General features: G+C 68.0%; 15 protein-coding genes. 7 read left to right on the top strand and 8 right to left on the bottom strand.

The window, feature by feature from the left end; all coding sequences use genetic code 11:
• Window positions 1-5: 5 nt before the first annotated feature.
• Together NS6_RS02400 and NS6_RS02405 are read left to right on the top strand one after the other, a co-directional pair.
• A complete protein-coding gene (locus tag NS6_RS02400; RefSeq protein WP_157112586.1) occupies window positions 6-1256 on the top strand; it encodes a hypothetical protein in 1251 nt (416 codons plus the stop codon).
• Window positions 1257-1298: 42 nt separating this feature from the next.
• Window positions 1299-2909 carry an acyl-CoA synthetase gene (locus NS6_RS02405; RefSeq protein WP_068035760.1) on the top strand — a complete coding sequence of 537 codons (1611 nt, stop codon included), beginning with the start codon at window positions 1299-1301 and terminating at the stop codon, window positions 2907-2909.
• A 255-nt stretch (window positions 2910-3164) separates the two neighbouring features.
• Here the strand turns inward: NS6_RS02405 and NS6_RS02410 are convergent, their stop codons facing one another.
• A complete protein-coding gene (locus NS6_RS02410) occupies window positions 3165-4148 on the bottom strand; it encodes a helix-turn-helix transcriptional regulator (RefSeq protein WP_218024242.1) in 984 nt (327 codons plus the stop codon).
• A 62-nt stretch (window positions 4149-4210) separates the two neighbouring features.
• Here NS6_RS02410 and NS6_RS02415 point away from each other — a divergent pair, with 62 nt between their 5' ends.
• Both NS6_RS02415 and NS6_RS02420 read left to right on the top strand, forming a co-directional pair.
• The gene (locus tag NS6_RS02415) at window positions 4211-4795 is read left to right on the top strand and encodes a DinB family protein (protein ID WP_068035764.1); all 585 of its coding nucleotides are present in this window, start codon (window positions 4211-4213) and stop codon (window positions 4793-4795) included.
• The gene (locus tag NS6_RS02420) at window positions 4792-5253 is read left to right on the top strand and encodes a VOC family protein (protein WP_068035766.1); all 462 of its coding nucleotides are present in this window, start codon (window positions 4792-4794) and stop codon (window positions 5251-5253) included. Before NS6_RS02415 ends, NS6_RS02420 begins: the two co-directional genes overlap by 4 nt.
• 183 nt (window positions 5254-5436) lie before the next feature.
• On the opposite strand, the gene NS6_RS02425 is transcribed toward NS6_RS02420, so the two are convergent.
• Window positions 5437-6126 (bottom strand): class I SAM-dependent methyltransferase, encoded by a 690-nt coding sequence (locus NS6_RS02425; RefSeq protein ID WP_157112587.1) that lies wholly within the window; start codon window positions 6124-6126, stop codon window positions 5437-5439.
• 119 nt (window positions 6127-6245) lie between these two features.
• Between NS6_RS02425 and NS6_RS02430 the strand changes: the two genes are divergently transcribed.
• Window positions 6246-6824: a TetR/AcrR family transcriptional regulator gene (locus NS6_RS02430; protein WP_068035768.1), complete on the top strand. Its 579-nt coding sequence runs from the start codon at window positions 6246-6248 to the stop codon at window positions 6822-6824.
• An 84-nt stretch (window positions 6825-6908) separates the two neighbouring features.
• Here the strand turns inward: NS6_RS02430 and NS6_RS02435 are convergent, their stop codons facing one another.
• The 6 genes from NS6_RS02435 to NS6_RS02460 all read right to left on the bottom strand — a co-directional run bounded on the left by NS6_RS02435 (window position 6909) and on the right by NS6_RS02460 (window position 12350).
• Window positions 6909-7469, bottom strand: coding sequence for a TetR/AcrR family transcriptional regulator (locus NS6_RS02435; protein ID WP_068035774.1), 561 nt, complete (start codon window positions 7467-7469; stop codon window positions 6909-6911).
• A 241-nt stretch (window positions 7470-7710) separates the two neighbouring features.
• On the bottom strand, window positions 7711-8952 hold the full coding sequence (gene mshC, locus NS6_RS02440; protein WP_068036101.1) for a cysteine--1-D-myo-inosityl 2-amino-2-deoxy-alpha-D-glucopyranoside ligase: 1242 nt from the start codon (window positions 8950-8952) through the stop codon (window positions 7711-7713).
• Window positions 8953-9119: 167 nt separating this feature from the next.
• On the bottom strand, window positions 9120-9920 hold the full coding sequence (locus NS6_RS02445) for an SCO1664 family protein (RefSeq protein ID WP_068035778.1): 801 nt from the start codon (window positions 9918-9920) through the stop codon (window positions 9120-9122).
• A complete protein-coding gene (locus NS6_RS02450) occupies window positions 9917-10501 on the bottom strand; it encodes a DUF3090 domain-containing protein (RefSeq protein ID WP_068036102.1) in 585 nt (194 codons plus the stop codon). The genes NS6_RS02445 and NS6_RS02450 overlap by 4 nt, the downstream gene beginning before the upstream one ends.
• 123 nt (window positions 10502-10624) lie before the next feature.
• A complete protein-coding gene (locus NS6_RS02455) occupies window positions 10625-11326 on the bottom strand; it encodes a histidine phosphatase family protein (RefSeq protein WP_068035780.1) in 702 nt (233 codons plus the stop codon).
• Window positions 11327-11408: 82 nt separating this feature from the next.
• Window positions 11409-12350 carry an undecaprenyl-diphosphate phosphatase gene (locus NS6_RS02460; RefSeq protein WP_245669107.1) on the bottom strand — a complete coding sequence of 314 codons (942 nt, stop codon included), beginning with the start codon at window positions 12348-12350 and terminating at the stop codon, window positions 11409-11411.
• 372 nt (window positions 12351-12722) lie between these two features.
• Between NS6_RS02460 and NS6_RS02465 the strand changes: the two genes are divergently transcribed.
• Both NS6_RS02465 and NS6_RS02470 read left to right on the top strand, forming a co-directional pair.
• Window positions 12723-13697: an aldo/keto reductase gene (locus NS6_RS02465; RefSeq protein ID WP_068035782.1), complete on the top strand. Its 975-nt coding sequence runs from the start codon at window positions 12723-12725 to the stop codon at window positions 13695-13697.
• Between the two features lie 49 nt (window positions 13698-13746).
• Window positions 13747-14859, top strand: coding sequence for a heme/hemin ABC transporter substrate-binding protein (locus NS6_RS02470; protein WP_084470539.1), 1113 nt, complete (start codon window positions 13747-13749; stop codon window positions 14857-14859).
• Window positions 14860-14873 lie beyond the last annotated feature (14 nt).

The raw sequence follows: 14873 nt of genomic DNA on the forward strand, positions 1-14873 counted from the left end.
CCCCGATGACCGTGCCCACCAGTAGGTTCCACGCGCTGAACCGGGAATCGCTGGCCGCGCTGGTACCCGAGCTGCTGCTGTGCGGGCAGCTCATCGACCGCTCCGGGATGGCGCACTGCATTTCCGCCTTCGGCCGGGAGGGGATGGCCGAAGTCGCGATCGAGGAATGGCAGTTGTCCAGCCCGATCTACACCCGCCGGATGCAGCAGGCCCTCGGATATACCGGCGACGATATCGTCACCATCTTCAAGGGCTTGCAGCTCGATATCGGGGCGCCGCCACAGTTCATGGATTTCCGTTTCCGAGTGGATGATTCACGCCACGGCGAGTTCTGGCTCGACCACTGCGGGGCACTCGCCGATGTGGAACCCATGGGCGAGCCCTATGTGAAGGCAATGTGCCACGACATCGAGGACCCCACCTTCGATGCCACCGCGCTGGCCACCAACAAATACGCCCAGGTCCGGCCGATCCACCGGCCACCGCGCGCCCCCGCCGACCGGCATCCGGTCTGCGCATGGACGGTGGTCATCGACGAAGCGCATATCCCGCCGGAAGTTCCGCGCAATGCGCCGCTGGTCGCGGAATCGGTAGCCGCCCGGCTACCGCTCGGCGCGATCGACCCCGCCGGCGAGGGCCGCGGTGACTACAGCGGACCACTGCTCAGCGATCTGCGATTCCCGGACTTCTCCCATTCCGCCCTCGTACGCATCGCCGAGGAGGTGTGCCTGCAGCAACATCTGCTGGTACTCGGTTTCATGATCGCCGTACACGAACGCACCGACGATGATTCGGCGCTGGAAATCGGCCGCAAACAGTTCACCGGAATCGCCGGGGTCGCCTCCGAACGGATCCGTGCCTGCCTCGGTCTCGGTGACGATATGGACGCGCTCGCGCAGGTCCTGCGCATCCACCCGGCGCTGAACCCCCTGCACTACACCGATGCCGAAGTCGAGCCCGGCATCGATACCGTGCAGATCCGGTTCCCCGGCGCAAGCGGTGCGCTCACCGACCGCGCCTGGCCGTCGATGATCGACCCGGACCATCTCGGGCCGCTGGATTCCTTGGTGCGGGGCGTGAACCCGCATTTTTACAGCCGAGTCACCGACCACGGCCCCGGCGGTTGGACCGCCGAGATCGCCGCAGCTGCCGAACCGTTCGCCGAGGCCTCGGAAGTGGCGATCACCCGGTTCAGCACGGGCGTCGACTTCCGCTTCACCGACCGCGGAATACCGCTGCCCCTCACCGTTCTCTGACCCTCCCGGCCCGGGAGGGTCCGCCAGCACCGCAGGATTGATATGGCACATAATTTCGCCGACCTGTTCGAACACTCCGTCGACGCCATGCCCGACCGGATCGCCCTGATCGAACAGGGCCGGCGCATCACCTACCGTGAACTGGACGAGCGGGCGAACCGCCTTGCCCACCATCTCGCGTCGGTGGGCGTCGGGCGCGGAACCCATGTCGGGTTCCAGATGCACAACAGCATCGATACGATGCAAACGCTGATCGCCTGCTTCAAGCTGGCGGCAGCCCCGGTGAACATCAACTTCCGGTACGGACCGGAAGAACTCGTCTACCTCTACGACAACGCCGACCTCGAACACCTCGTCTACCACGCCTGCTACGGGAACGCGGTACGCGCGGCGGCGCAACGATCGCCGCGGTTGAAGTACCTGCTGTGTGCCGCGGACGACCGGACCGCGGCGGACGCAGGGGTGGACTGCCTCGCCGAAGTCACCGATGCCGCTCCGGTGACCCGCCCCGATATCCCCCGCACCGCCGACGACCGGTTCATCATGTACACCGGCGGCACCACCGGTATGCCCAAAGGGGTGCTGTGGCGGCAGGAGGACATGTGGCGCGTCCTCGGCGGCGGAATCGATTTCTACAGCAACGAACCCGTCACCGATGAATACCAGCAGTCCCGCACCGGAACGGCCGGCGAACCCTCCACCTGGCTGATCCTGCCGCCGCTGATGCATCTGGCGGCGATGATGCCCACCTTCCTCGCGCTGTGGTCCGGGAACTGCGTGATCTTCGAACCCAGATTCGACCCGGTAACCGTCTGGCGGACGGTGGCCGCCGAACACCCCGGGGTCATGGTGATCACCGGCGACGCCATGGCCCGGCCGCTGATCGATGCCTACCGTGCCGGATCGGTGGACACCACGGGCCTGTTCATGATCGCCTCCGGTGCGGCGCTGCTCACCCAGGCCACGAAGAACGATCTGCTGGACCTGATCCCGAATCTGTTCGTTTCCGATTCCATCGGCTCCTCCGAAACCGGTTTCGGTGGAATCGGTTTCGCACAACGCGACGCCGACCCGTCTCGCAAATCGCGCGTCTCGATCGGGCGTGGCGCAGCGGTCGTCGATGACGACGGCCGGCCCGTCCAGCCCGGCGATCAGGGGTGGCTGGCGAAAACCGGGGCGGTACCGCTGGGCTACTACAAGGACGAGGCCAAGACCGCGAAACTGTTCAAAACGGTCGACGGTGAACGAATCGTCATCACCGACGACCGGGCCATCCTCGAGGACGACGGCACGATCAGCCTGATCGGCCGCGGCAATATGGTCATCAACACCGGTGGGGAGAAGGTATTCGCCGAAGAGGTGGAGGGCGTGGTGAAAGCCCATCCCGCCGTCTACGACGCGACCGTGATCGGAGTCGACCACCCGCGCTGGGGCCAGCAGGTCGCCGCGGTGGTGAGTCTGTCGGCCGGGGCGGGCGCGACGCTGGATCTCCCCGATCTGCAGGCCCATGTCCGCAATCATCTTGCGGGATACAAGGTGCCACGCGCGATCTGGGTCACCGAGTCGGTGACCCGTTCTCCGAGTGGGAAGCCCGACTACACGTGGGCCCGCAGGTATGCGGCCGATCGTGCGCCCGACTACCGCGCCGACTGATCGGCAGGCAACAACCGTAGGCGAGCCCGACGCAGCACGCGCCCCGGCTCCACTGCCGAACGTCCCGACTACGAGCGTGGACGAACAGGCACCACCGCCCACCGCGACACGTCCACCACCACTGTGCAATTCCCGCCTGTCGCGGCGGCCCCGCCATGGGAGAGAAAAGACCGCGGGCCAGGGCGGATCGTGCATTGCACGGTGGTGGGCAGTGGGCCTATCACCCGTGTAGATCGGAGGACTGCCCGGATCGGGTCAACTGTCGGTGTCCGGTAGCTGCCCGCTGGTCCCACCGGCCCGTGCGAGTCGCTGCGCGAGGGTGTGACAGCGCGCCGCCAGTTCCGGCGGTTCCAGTACTTCGAACTCGTGTCCGAGCAGCAGCACATGCGCGAGTACCCGATCGAGATCGGCCGCACCGCTGAGTACCTCGCAGTGGTCGCTGCCGCGCCGTCGCACCACGGCCGCGGCGGGTGGGATCTGCGCGCGGACGGTTTCGGCCGGTGCGTGGACGACAAATCGCGCACTGTTCGGGTAGACCCGGCTCGCCACGCCTTCTTGGACATAGGTTGCCGCGTCGGGCGCAGGGCGCGGACGGAAGCGCCAGGTACGGGCGGCAACCTCGCTCATCCGGTCGACGCGGAAAGTGCGCCAGTCGTCGCGGTCGAGGTCGTAGGCCAGGAGGTACCAGCGCCGGTCCGAGGCCACTAGACGATACGGCTCGACGCGCCGGCGTTGTATCCGGTCCGCGGAGGGGTAACCGAAACCCACCTCGACCTCGTCGCGGCAGGACCGAGCCAGCGTCATCAGAGCTTCGGGATCGACCGGCGGGCGGCCGGTGCCGAAGGACTCCACCGAGCCGGCCAGTGTGCGGATCTCCCGCCGCAGCCGGGTGGGTAGTACGCGGTCGATTTTGGTCAGCGCCCGCAGTGCGGCATCGCCGGTGCTCGCGCCGCCCGCGCCCACGAGCAGCGATACCGCGGTGGCGATCGCTTCCTCGTCATCGAGCAGCAGCGGCGGCAGATCCTGTCCCGGGCCGAGCCGATACCCGCCACCGACTCCCTGGCCGGCGTATACGGGATAGCCGAGCGTGCGCAGCCGCTCGACATCACGCCGGATCGTGCGCGAGGTGACCTGCAGCCGGTCCGCGAGTTCGGGCCCGCTCCACACCCGGCGCTGCTGCAACAACCCGAGCAGGGTGAGCACTCGCTCGGTGGTACCCCGTTCATCGCCATCCGCCACACCGTCCAGCTTCCCAGAGATAGCGGACCGATCCTGTCCGCCATGGGTGCGAGGGTGGCGTTATGGATACCGACACATTCGACTGGAATCGGACCTTGCGTGAACAGGTCGAGTTCCACTGGAAGCACCAGCTCCGCGACCGGCTCCGGGACCTCACCGATGACGAGTACTTCTGGTCGCCGGTACCGGGAGCGTGGAGTGTGCGGCCTCGTGGCACCTCGTCGGCGCCGATTCAGGCAGGCACCGGCGAGTTCACCATCGACTTCGGCTTCCCGGAACCGGACCCCGCCCCGTTCACCACTATCGCCTGGCGACTCGGGCATGTCATCGTCGGTGTGCTCGCGGTTCGCAACGCGGCACATTTCGGCGGGCCTGCCGCGTCCTACGAGTCCTGGGCATACGCCGGCGGTGCGAAAACGGCATTCGACCAGCTCGAAACCCAGCTGGATACTTGGCTGGACGGCGTGCAGGGGCTCGGCAACACCGCGCTGACCGTCCCTGTGGGCGCGAAGGAACCCTACCCGGACGCGCCCATGGCCGACCTGGTGCTACATATCCACCGGGAACTGATTCATCATCTGTCCGAGGTCTGCCTGCTACGCGACCTCTACCTGCACACCCACGCCACGAACGGAGAAGCGCGATGAGCCGCGATATGCAGATCACCTTCGACGCCCACGATCCGCGAGCGCTGTCCACCTTCTGGCGCGATGTCCTGGGCTACGTCCACCCCGGTCCGCCGGGAGTCCGGTTGCCCGAAGGTGCCGATCCGCTGGCCGCATGGGACGAGTTCCTCGCAGGGATGGGGGTGCCACCCGAACAGCGCAACACCCGATCGGCCATCGAGGACCTCGACGGCCGGGGTCCGCGCGTCTTCTTCCAGCAGGTACCGGAAGGCAAGGTGGCCAAGAATCGGGTGCACCTGGACGTCCGGTCGGCACCAGGGTTACAGGGCGCCGAGCGGATGGCAGCGCTGGAGGCGGAATGCGAGCGACTGGTCACCTTGGGCGCGACCCGAGTGCGGCGCTTCGAACCGGCCCCTCCGATGGAGAGCGGTTTCATCGTGATGACCGACCCCGAGGGCAACGAGTTCTGCTTGGACTGATGCGGCATCTACTCAGCCGACCGCCGCCTCCCGAACGAGTGGCGTCCAGGCGAGGGCCGACACCGCGGAGCCGCAGTCGGATACGCGGGGCTCGGGCGGCCGGTCACCCCCGGGCGTCCACCGCACCCCGACGACTCCTCGGCAGCCGAATTCCTGGCGCCTGGAGGAATTATCGCGCGCTGGTCATGTCCGCCGCGATGAGCCCACAGATTCGTCGGTGGATGGGACGACCCGCTCGAGAATGCGGAGCGAGCTGGTGGCCGAGACCTCCCGGAACTCGCCGCTGTCGAGGGCGCGACGGTAGATGCCGTAGGGCGCCTGCCCGCCGTCGGCCGGGTCCGGGAATACATCGTGGATGGCCAGGCCGCCGCCGGGTACGACCCATTTCGCCCAGCCGCGGTAGTCGCGGTCGGCAGCTTCCTCGGTGTGACCGCCGTCGATGAAAAGGAATTCGATCGGGGTGCGCCAGGTGTGCGCGACGCGCGCGGAGGCGCCGACGATCGCGATCACGGTATCGCTCAGCCCCGCGGTGTCGATGGTGTGCCGGAATCGGGGCAGGGTATCTAAACGACCGGTGACCGGGTCGACCAGGGAGGTGTCGTGGTATTCCCAGCCGGGCTGGTGTTCTTCGGAGCCGTGATGGTGGTCGATGGTGAACACCAGCCCGTTTTTCGCGCGGGCTGCGGCACCCAGCAGTATCGCGGATTTACCGCAGTACGTACCGATTTCGGCGATCACCCCGCCGTGGCAGTACTGCATCGCGGCGGCGTGCAGGGCCCGGCCCTCATCCTCCGGCATGAATCCGGTGGCGCGGCGGGCATGGTCGAACAGCTGCTCGTCGGTCAGCGGCGCGGTGGGGGCTGGGGCAGTCATCGCAGGTGTGATCTCTCTTCGGCAGATAGCGTCCGGCACGGGGCGTTGACCGACACTACTCGCCACCGTGGCCGGGGGTCGGTTGATCCGGTACCGGACCGACACTACTATCTAGACACATGTCCGAAGGTGATTCCAGAATTCTCGAGGCCACCCGGCGCCGGCTGAGCGGAAAGCAGGCGGACACTGTCGACAAGCTCACCAGAGCCGCCATGGAAGTGCTCTCACGGGAAGGTTTCGCGGGACTCACCATCCGGATGGTCGCCGGCGCCGCAGGCGTGGGCACCGCCACCGCCTACACCTACTTCTCCTCGAAGGAGCATCTGGTAGCGGAGATCTTCTGGCGCCGCCTGCGGGCCTCGGAAACACCGGTCAGCGAAGACGCCGACCCCACGGTGCGGGTACTGGCCGAACTGCGCGGGATCGCGCTACTGGTGGCCGACGAGCAGGAACTGTCGGGCGCGGTGACCAGCGCGCTCCTCGGCCGCGACCCGGACGTCCAGCATCTGCGCACCCGTATCGGGATGGAGATCCGCCACCGCCTCACCCGCGCACTGGAACCGGAAGCCGACTCCGAAGCCGTGGAATCGCTGGAACTGCTGTACGCGGGGGCGCTGGTCCGCGCCGGGATGGGATACGAGTCCTATGCCGATATCGCCGACCGACTGGAACGTGCCGCCGTGCTGGTCCTGAAATAACTCGGAGGGTCCGGCGCATGCCCACGATCGGGCGGCGCGGCTCTGCCCGACACCGGCCGCGGTCCCCGGGCCCCACGGCTCGGATCAGTCCTGCGCGGCGGTCCGACGATGGGAATAGACGAGCCGGGCGTACTCACCGAGCAGCTGTTCCAGGCGCACATCCTGTCCCGAGGCGACCATCTGCTGGTATCCGATCAGCATGGCCATCCCCAATTCGGTGTCCACCGCGGCGATCTCCTCGTCGCCGACCACCCCGGAGATCGTCCGGCGGACGGTGCGGCGCCGGGATTCGTCGACACTCTTGAGCGCCACTGCCACCGATTCGTCGTTCGCCGCCCACGCCCGGATCGCCGCCTCCGCCCGATGATGCAGGCCCAGCGTCAGATCCGACAGCGCGCCGATCGCCGAATCGGGAGAGGCGGGATCGAACCGCAACGACCGCAGGATCAGCACTTGCCGGTTCTCCCAATGTTCCAGCAGCGCATCCACATACGCTTGCCAGCTACCGAAATGATGGTAGAAGGAACCGCTGGTGACCCCCAGCCGGCGACACAGCACACCGATATTGAGATGCCGGAACCCGAGGTCGGACAGCACCTCCAGCCCTGTGTCGAAATAGTTGTCCTTACTGACGATACGAGACATACGGCACCGATCTGCTCGGGGAACGGAGAGGATCTCGAGCACCGAACAGTACCGCATTCCCGGATAACGACGGCCGGTGGTTGTGACTGTTCACGGGCGGTGCGGGAGCCGAAGGCACTGCGCCCGCACCGGCATGAGCAAGCCGGTTTCGGTGGTGGTGTTCGCCCCGGCTTCGACGTCCGCGCCGGCCTCGAGCCCGATCGCCCGTCTTACTCACGCCCGAGCAAGACCGCGGGCCGGGTCAGCGCAGCCGCACACCCAGCAGGGCGTCGACCGCGGTGGCGATCTCCGCGCCCGCACCGGTATCGGTGCCGCCGTAATCGAGGGTGTCACGAACCCAGGCGTCGACCGCGGCCAGAGCCCGCGGGGTATCGAGATCGTCGGCGAGGTGAGTGCGCAACCGGGCAACGGTATCGGCAGCCGCAGGGGCGGCCGGGCGGGTGACCGCCTGCCGCCAGCGATCCAACCGCGCCTGGGCCTCGGTGAGGGCCTCGTCGGTCCACATCCGGTCGGCGCGGTAGTGACCGGCGAACAATCCCAGCCGGATCGCCCCGGGATCCACTCCGGCTGCCCGCAGCTTCGACACCAGCACCAGATTGCCCTTGGACTTCGACATCTTCTCCCCGTCCAGCCCGATCATCCCCGTGTGCACATAGTGGCGGGCGAACCGGCGGCCGGCCGCCAGCGCCTCACCGTGCGCCGCGGAATACTCGTGATGGGGGTAGATCAGATCGCTGCCGCCGCCCTGGATATCGAATTCGTTGCCGAGCCGGTTCACCGCGATCGCAGCGCATTCGATATGCCAGCCGGGCCGGCCCGGGCCGAACGGCGACGGCCACGACGGTTCACCGGGGCGTTCGGCCCGCCACAGGAGCGCGTCGAGCGGATCTCGTTTACCGGGGCGGTCCGGGTCGCCACCGCGTTCGGCGAACAGTCGCGCCATGGTCTCGCGGTCATAACCCGATTCGTACCCGAACTGTTCGGTGGCATCGGTGCGGAAATAGATATCCGGGAACTCGGTGTCCTCCACGGTGTAGGCGGCACCGGCGGCCAGCAACTTGCGCACCAGCTCGATCACCTCGTCCACCGATTCGATCGCCCCCACGTAGTCGCGCGGCGGCAGCACCCGCAGTGCGGCCATATCCGCACGGAACAGTTCGATCTCCCGGGTGCCCAGATCCTGCCAGTCCACACCGTCGCGGGCCGCACGCTCGAACAGCGGATCGTCGACATCGGTGACGTTCTGCACGTAATGCACATCGTGCCCGTTGTCGCGGAGCACCCGGTTCACCACGTCGAAGGTCAGATAAGTGGCAGCGTGACCGAGATGCGTGGCGTCGTAGGGGGTGATACCGCAGACGTACATGGTGGCCGTCGCCCCCGGAGTCACCGGACGGATACAGGAGTCGGCGGTGTCGTGCAACCGTAAGGGGGGCCCTGCTCCGGGGACCGCGGGAATCGGGGTGTCGGACCAGGACTGCATACCTTCGAGAGTAGAGGTCGGCAACGACCGGGTACCGCCCGCCCCGGCGTCCCGGCCCGGATCACGGGCCGCCGCGTCCCGCGGACCTGCACCGAACCCGCGGATCGGAGAGGGCAAGCATTACCCGCAGAGCGAATGAATCATCCGATGAACTGCCGGCGGCCGGGTCAGAACGCCGGCCACGGAATAGGGCGGGAGGTGACCGGTAACGGCATCACCGGATCGTCGACCAGCCGTTTGGCGCGGCGCAGCACGGCGTCTATCTCGGGATCGGTGAGGTGTTCGGCCAGCCCGTCGGCAACCTCCCCCGGCAGGGCGTCGGTGAAGGCTGCGATATCGGCGAGTAGATCCGCCGGAACGGGTTCACCTGCCCAGCCCCACAGAACGGTGCGCAGTTTGTTCTCCTGGTGCAGGCAGATCCCGTGATCGACGCCGTACACCTCGCCGTCCAGCCCCTCCAGCGCGTGCCCGCCCTTCCGGTCGGCGTTGTTCAACAGCACATCGAGCACCGCCATCCGCTGTAACCGCGGATCGTCGGCGTGCACCAGCGATACCTCGTCACCGGAGCCGTCGTAGGCGCGCAGAATCTCCCGGTAACCGTCGGGAACCAGCCCGGGTGGGCACAGGTCCACCAGGTCCAGGCGGGTGCTGCCGGGCATATCGGACTCGCGGGTACTGATCCAGCGCTGCACCATTCCCGGACCGTACGGCCCGTCCCGCAGTACCGTTTCCGGAATCACCGGCCAGCCCAGTGCGGTGCAGATCAGATACGACGCCACCTCCCGGCCCGCCAGGGTGCCGTCGGGGAAATCCCACAGCGGCTGCTCGCCGCGCACCGGTTTGTACACCGTTCGCACGGCCCCGTCACCGGTCGCGAGGTCGCACACCAGGGTCACGTTACTGGCGGCACTCACCCGGCCCAGTACCGTCAGCTCACCGGTGGACAGCATGTCCCCGGCCACGCTCATTCCTCCAGATCGTTCGCGCCGAACAGTTCGCCGCGCTTGTACCCGTTGGTGCGCACACACATATGCCCGCGCGCCGACAGCGGCTCCCCACACAGCGGGCACGGTGGCCGCCCGGCTGCTATCACCCGGGTGGACCGCAGGGCGAACTCCCGTGCCTGATCCGGGGTGAGGAAAACCCGCACCGCGTCCGGCCCCTCCTCGGTGTCGTCGAGGACCACCGATTCGTCCACCTCGGTTTCGGTGATCGCCAGCAACTCGACCACCACGGCACCCGCGTCGGCGTCCCAGCCCAGCCCCATGGTGCCGACCCGGAACTCGGCGTCTATCGGCGTCACCAGGGGGTCGTTGTCGTTGACCTGCTCGGCCTGTGGTGGTACCTCGGCACCGAACCGGCGCGCCACCTCGTCCAGCAGCAGACCCATCCGGTCGGCCAGAACCTTGACCTGCTGCTTCTCCAGCAGCACGCTCACCACCCGGGGCTCCTCCACCGCCTGCACATAGAACGCGCGATCGCCCGGCTCACCGACAGTTCCGGCGACGAAACGTTCGGGGGTGCGGAATACATGGATTGCTCGTGACACATGCACCTCCTGATACGTGACCCTGTTCGGCTGCGGTGCTCCGCCGCGCCGTTTCCCGGCGCAAACGCCGAGTCGCCCGACGCCGCCGAGAGGTGGCGCATCCGCCGGTATCGGGCATACCCATTATCCGTCTTTCCTTCCCGCACCGATCTCCCCGCCGGGTACCGGGCCCGAAGCCCCGGATTCGGGGGCCGGCGACGGCGCCAGGCCGGAAAGGTCCGAACCGGTGTCGTTCATCCGGGTGACGAACGGCGCGGTCCGGGTGTAACGAACAACGCTGAGCGAGGCGGGTTCGACCATGATCCGCTGGAACCCGTCGAGATGGATTCCCAGCGCATCGGCGAGTACCGCCTTGATGACATCACCATGGGTGCACACCACCCACAGTCGATCCCCGTCGTGCAACTCCGCCAAGGCCCGATCGTGTTCCCTGATCGCCGACACCGCCCGGGCCTGCACCTGCGCCAGCCCCTCCCCGCCGGGAAACACCGCAGCCGACGCATGCCGCTGCACCACCTGCCACAGCGGTTCGGCCAGCAGGTCTTTGATCTTGCGCCCGGTCCACTCGCCGTAGTCGACCTCCGCGAGCCGGTCGTCCACCACCGGCTCCAGTTCCAGATCGGCGGCCAGCGGCGACACCGTGCGCTGACAGCGCAGCATCGGCGAGGTCACGATCCGGGTGATCGGCAGGTTCGCGAGCCGCGCCGCGACCCCGCGCGCCTGTTCGCCGCCGCGGTCGGTGAGCTCCACCCCCGGGCTGCGCCCGGCGAGGGTCCCTCCGGTATTCGATGTCGACAGGCCGTGTCGCAACAGGATCACCGTCATGCTGCCAGCCTAACGGCGGCCACGGCGCGACGATGCCCGATGAACCCGCCCCGTTCCGCTGCCACCTCCGGCCCGGACTCGTTCACGTTGCCGACACGACACCGGCGGCGAGCAAACCGATGATCACGAAACCCAGCACGATCCGGTACCCGACGAACCAGTAGAACGAATGCCGCTCCACGAACCTCAGCAGCCACGCAATCGACACATAACCGATGACGAACGAAACCAGTGTCGCCACCAGAAGTTGCAGGCCGGAGGCGTTCAAGCCCTCCCCTGCCGGCTCGAAAGCGTCCGGCAGACTGAACAAACCCGAAGCGGTGACCGCGGGAATCGCCAGCAGGAACGAGAACCGCACCGCCGCCTCGCGTTTCAAACCGAGGAACAGGCCCGCGCTGGATGTGGCGCCGGAACGCGAAACACCGGGAATCAGGGCCAGGCACTGCGCCAAACCCATCACCACGCCGTCGCGGGTGGTGAGCTGTTCCATCGGGCGTTCCTTGCGGCCGTAGTGCTCGGCCGCCGCGATCACCAGTGCGAAAACGATCAACATGATCGCCACGAGCCACAGATTGCGTGCGCCCGTGCGGATCTGGTCCTTGAACAGGATGCCCAGCACCCCGATCGGGATCGTGGCGATGATCACATACCAGCCCATGCGGTAGTCGAGTTCGCGTTGCGCCTCGGCCTCGGGGTCGTACCCCACGGGCCCGGAACCGGTAACCACCGGCAGCTTCGTGGTGACCTGTTCGGCGAGCGGCACCCGGCCCCGGGCGGTCAGCTTCTCGAACACGGTCGCGAACCACACCGTCACGATCCGCCAGATGTCCTTGGCGAAGAACAACAACACCGCCGCCTCGGTACCGAGCTGGGTGACCGCGGTGAACGACGCGCCCGCGTCCTCACCGAAGAACACCGAGGACACGATTCGTAAGTGCCCCGACGACGAAACCGGCAGGAACTCCGTCAATCCCTGCACCAACCCGAGTACCAACGCCTGCACCCAGGTCATCGACTCGCCGATCACACATCCTCCTGAATCACGCCGAAAACCCCGCTCTTCCTTCACTCGACCGCGCCGCGGCCGCTGCACGATCCCCGGCGATCGACCGCAGCGACCCTACAGTGCCCTGTCCCGGGCGCGCGCGGCGACCGGCGACCGGCCGGGGCGATATCGGCGGCGGCAAAGTCGATACCACCGGCGGCGGACACGCCGCGCCCACCGTTCACCGCGAACGGTCACCGGCCGGTCACGCTCTAGGCTGGGCGCCGTGAGGAAACGTCGAACCGTGCTGTGTCTTCTGCGCATGAGCGAGAGCCCTACTCGGTTACGCTGCGCTACCGCTTCCGGGCCCGACCCGCGCGTACTGCCTCATCCGGGCCCGGAGACCCGGTGATGGAGCAGCGCACCGTCGGACGCAGCGGGCTGCGGGTCTCCCGTATCGGGCTGGCCACCCACACCTGGGGTAGCCGCACCGATACCGAGACCGCCGCAGCGCAACTGATCGCGTTCACCGAAGCGGGCGGCACCCTCGTCGACACCTCCCCCTCCTACAGTGGCGGCGCCGCCCAGCGGATTCTCGCCGACCTCCTCGGCGACCTGGTGTCACGCGACGAACTCGTACTGTGCGTGGGGGCCGGTCAGGTGCCCTACCTACCGGCCGTCCCCGCCGGAGGCGAACCGCCGATGCCCGAGCAGGCGCGGGTCACCGTCGACTGCTCACGCCGCACCCTGCTGCGCCAACTCGACCGCACTCTGCTCGAACTGGGCACCGACCACCTCGATCTGTGGCAGGTCACCGCCTGGGATACCGCCACACCTCTCGACGAGATCGCCGAAACCCTGCAGTACGCGATCCGTTCCGGGCGCGTTCGCTACGCGGGGGTCCGCGGGTTCACTGCCTGGCAGCTGGCGAGCCTGGCCGCCCGCACCCCCGTCACCGCCGTGCAGACGCCGTACTCGCTGCTCAGCCGCGGCGCCGAAGACGATACGGTCCCGGCCGCCACCCACCACGGGGCGGGAATCGTCGCCACCGCTCCACTGGCCGCCGGAATACTCACGGGCAAGTACCGCGACGGCGTACCAGCGGACTCCCGCGCCGCCGACGAAGCCACCGCCGCCGAGATCCGCGGCCGCCTCGACGACGATCGCGCCACCGCCGTGGTCGATGCCCTCGTCACCGCCGCCGACGGGCTGGCGACCTCACCGCTGGCGGTCGCGCTGGCCTGGGTACGCGACCGGCCCGGAGTGGCGAGCATGTTCGTAGGCGCCCGCGATATGGGCCAGCTCACCGGGGTGCTGGCCGCCGAGACACTGGAACTGCCGCGCGCGATCGCCGCCGCCCTCGACGATGTGAGCTCCACCCCGTAGCCGGGGCGGGGGCGATCACCACACCGCGGTACGGATTAGCCTTGCCTACATGAGCGAGTCGGGTCCGGAGGCGGCAGCGGAACGTAACCACGGAGGGACCGCGCTCGTGCGCAGCAGACACCGTTCGGGCGCGCCGCGGCCCCGTACGCGGCGGGCACGGGCGTTGCTGGCCGGAATCGCTGCCGGTCTGCTCGCGCTCACGGCCGCCTGCGGTGGTACCGAACCGGCTGCCGCGCCCGGTCAGCGGGGGCCTGCCACCGCGGTCCTGGACAACCTGGATCCGGTAGCGCTCACCCCGCCCCCTGCGCCGGCGTTACCCGCGACCGTCCGGTCCTTCGACGGCGCCGAGGTCACGGTCACCGACGCGAGCCGGATCGTCGCCGCCGACCGGTACGGCACTCTCGCTCAGATCGTGTACGGGCTCGGGCTCGGCGACAACCTGGTCGGCCGCAGCACCTCCGCCTCGTTTCCCGCCGTGGCGGATCTGCCGAATGTCACCGGCGGTAACGGTTCGTTGAATGTGGAGTCGATTCTCGCGTTGCGGCCCAGCGTTTTCCTCACCGATACCACCAGCGCTTCGCCGGCCGTGCGCGAACAGTTGCGGGCGACCGGGGTCACCGTCGTCTACTTCGACCCTGAACGCACCTTGGAGGGCGTTGTCCCGCAGATCGAGGCCGTTGCCGGTGCTCTCGGCGTCCCGCAACGCGGGCAGCAGCTGGCGCAGCGGACCCAGGACGAGATCGCGGCCGCGTCGGCCGCGGTGCCCGCCCAGGATCCGCCGCTGCGGATCGCGTTCCTTTACCTGCGCTCCAGTGCCATCACGATGCTCGCCGGCCCCGGGTCCGGCGCGGACGCGCTCATCACTGCACTCGGTGCCCGCGACGCCGGAGTCGAATCCGGGGTGAGCGAACCGTTCACCGCGATCACCAGCGAGGCGATGATCGCCGCGGCGCCCGATGTGCTGTTGGTCATGACCGACGGGATGAAATCGCTCGGCGGCGTGGACGGTATCTCGCAGATACCCGGTATCTCGCAGACACCCGCGGGCCGAAACAAGCGGATCGTCGATATGTCGGATTCGGTGCTGCTGTCCTTCGGTCCGAACACCGGCCGCGTGATCACCGCCCTGTCCGACGCAATCTATGGTCATCCCGCCGCATGAGCGCACCGGGCCGG

This window comes from Nocardia speluncae NBRC 108251 (genome assembly GCF_001613245.1).
Classification (GTDB): Bacteria; Actinomycetota; Actinomycetes; order Mycobacteriales; family Mycobacteriaceae; genus Nocardia; species Nocardia speluncae.

Bases quoted from the DNA above. Each gene is read 5' to 3' on its own strand.
- NS6_RS02400 (WP_157112586.1), top strand. From the start codon at position 6: ATGACCGTGCCCACCAGTAGGTTCCACGCGCTGAACCGGGAATCGCTG.
- NS6_RS02405 (WP_068035760.1), top strand. From the start codon at position 1,299: ATGGCACATAATTTCGCCGACCTGTTCGAACACTCCGTCGACGCCATG.
- NS6_RS02415 (WP_068035764.1), top strand. From the start codon at position 4,211: ATGGATACCGACACATTCGACTGGAATCGGACCTTGCGTGAACAGGTC.
- NS6_RS02420 (WP_068035766.1), top strand. From the start codon at position 4,792: ATGAGCCGCGATATGCAGATCACCTTCGACGCCCACGATCCGCGAGCG.
- NS6_RS02425 (WP_157112587.1), bottom strand. From the start codon at position 6,126: ATGACTGCCCCAGCCCCCACCGCGCCGCTGACCGACGAGCAGCTGTTC.
- NS6_RS02430 (WP_068035768.1), top strand. From the start codon at position 6,246: ATGTCCGAAGGTGATTCCAGAATTCTCGAGGCCACCCGGCGCCGGCTG.
- NS6_RS02435 (WP_068035774.1), bottom strand. From the start codon at position 7,469: ATGTCTCGTATCGTCAGTAAGGACAACTATTTCGACACAGGGCTGGAG.
- mshC (WP_068036101.1), bottom strand. From the start codon at position 8,952: ATGCAGTCCTGGTCCGACACCCCGATTCCCGCGGTCCCCGGAGCAGGG.
- NS6_RS02445 (WP_068035778.1), bottom strand. From the start codon at position 9,920: ATGAGCGTGGCCGGGGACATGCTGTCCACCGGTGAGCTGACGGTACTG.
- NS6_RS02455 (WP_068035780.1), bottom strand. From the start codon at position 11,326: ATGACGGTGATCCTGTTGCGACACGGCCTGTCGACATCGAATACCGGA.
- NS6_RS02465 (WP_068035782.1), top strand. From the start codon at position 12,723: ATGGAGCAGCGCACCGTCGGACGCAGCGGGCTGCGGGTCTCCCGTATC.
- NS6_RS02470 (WP_084470539.1), top strand. From the start codon at position 13,747: ATGAGCGAGTCGGGTCCGGAGGCGGCAGCGGAACGTAACCACGGAGGG.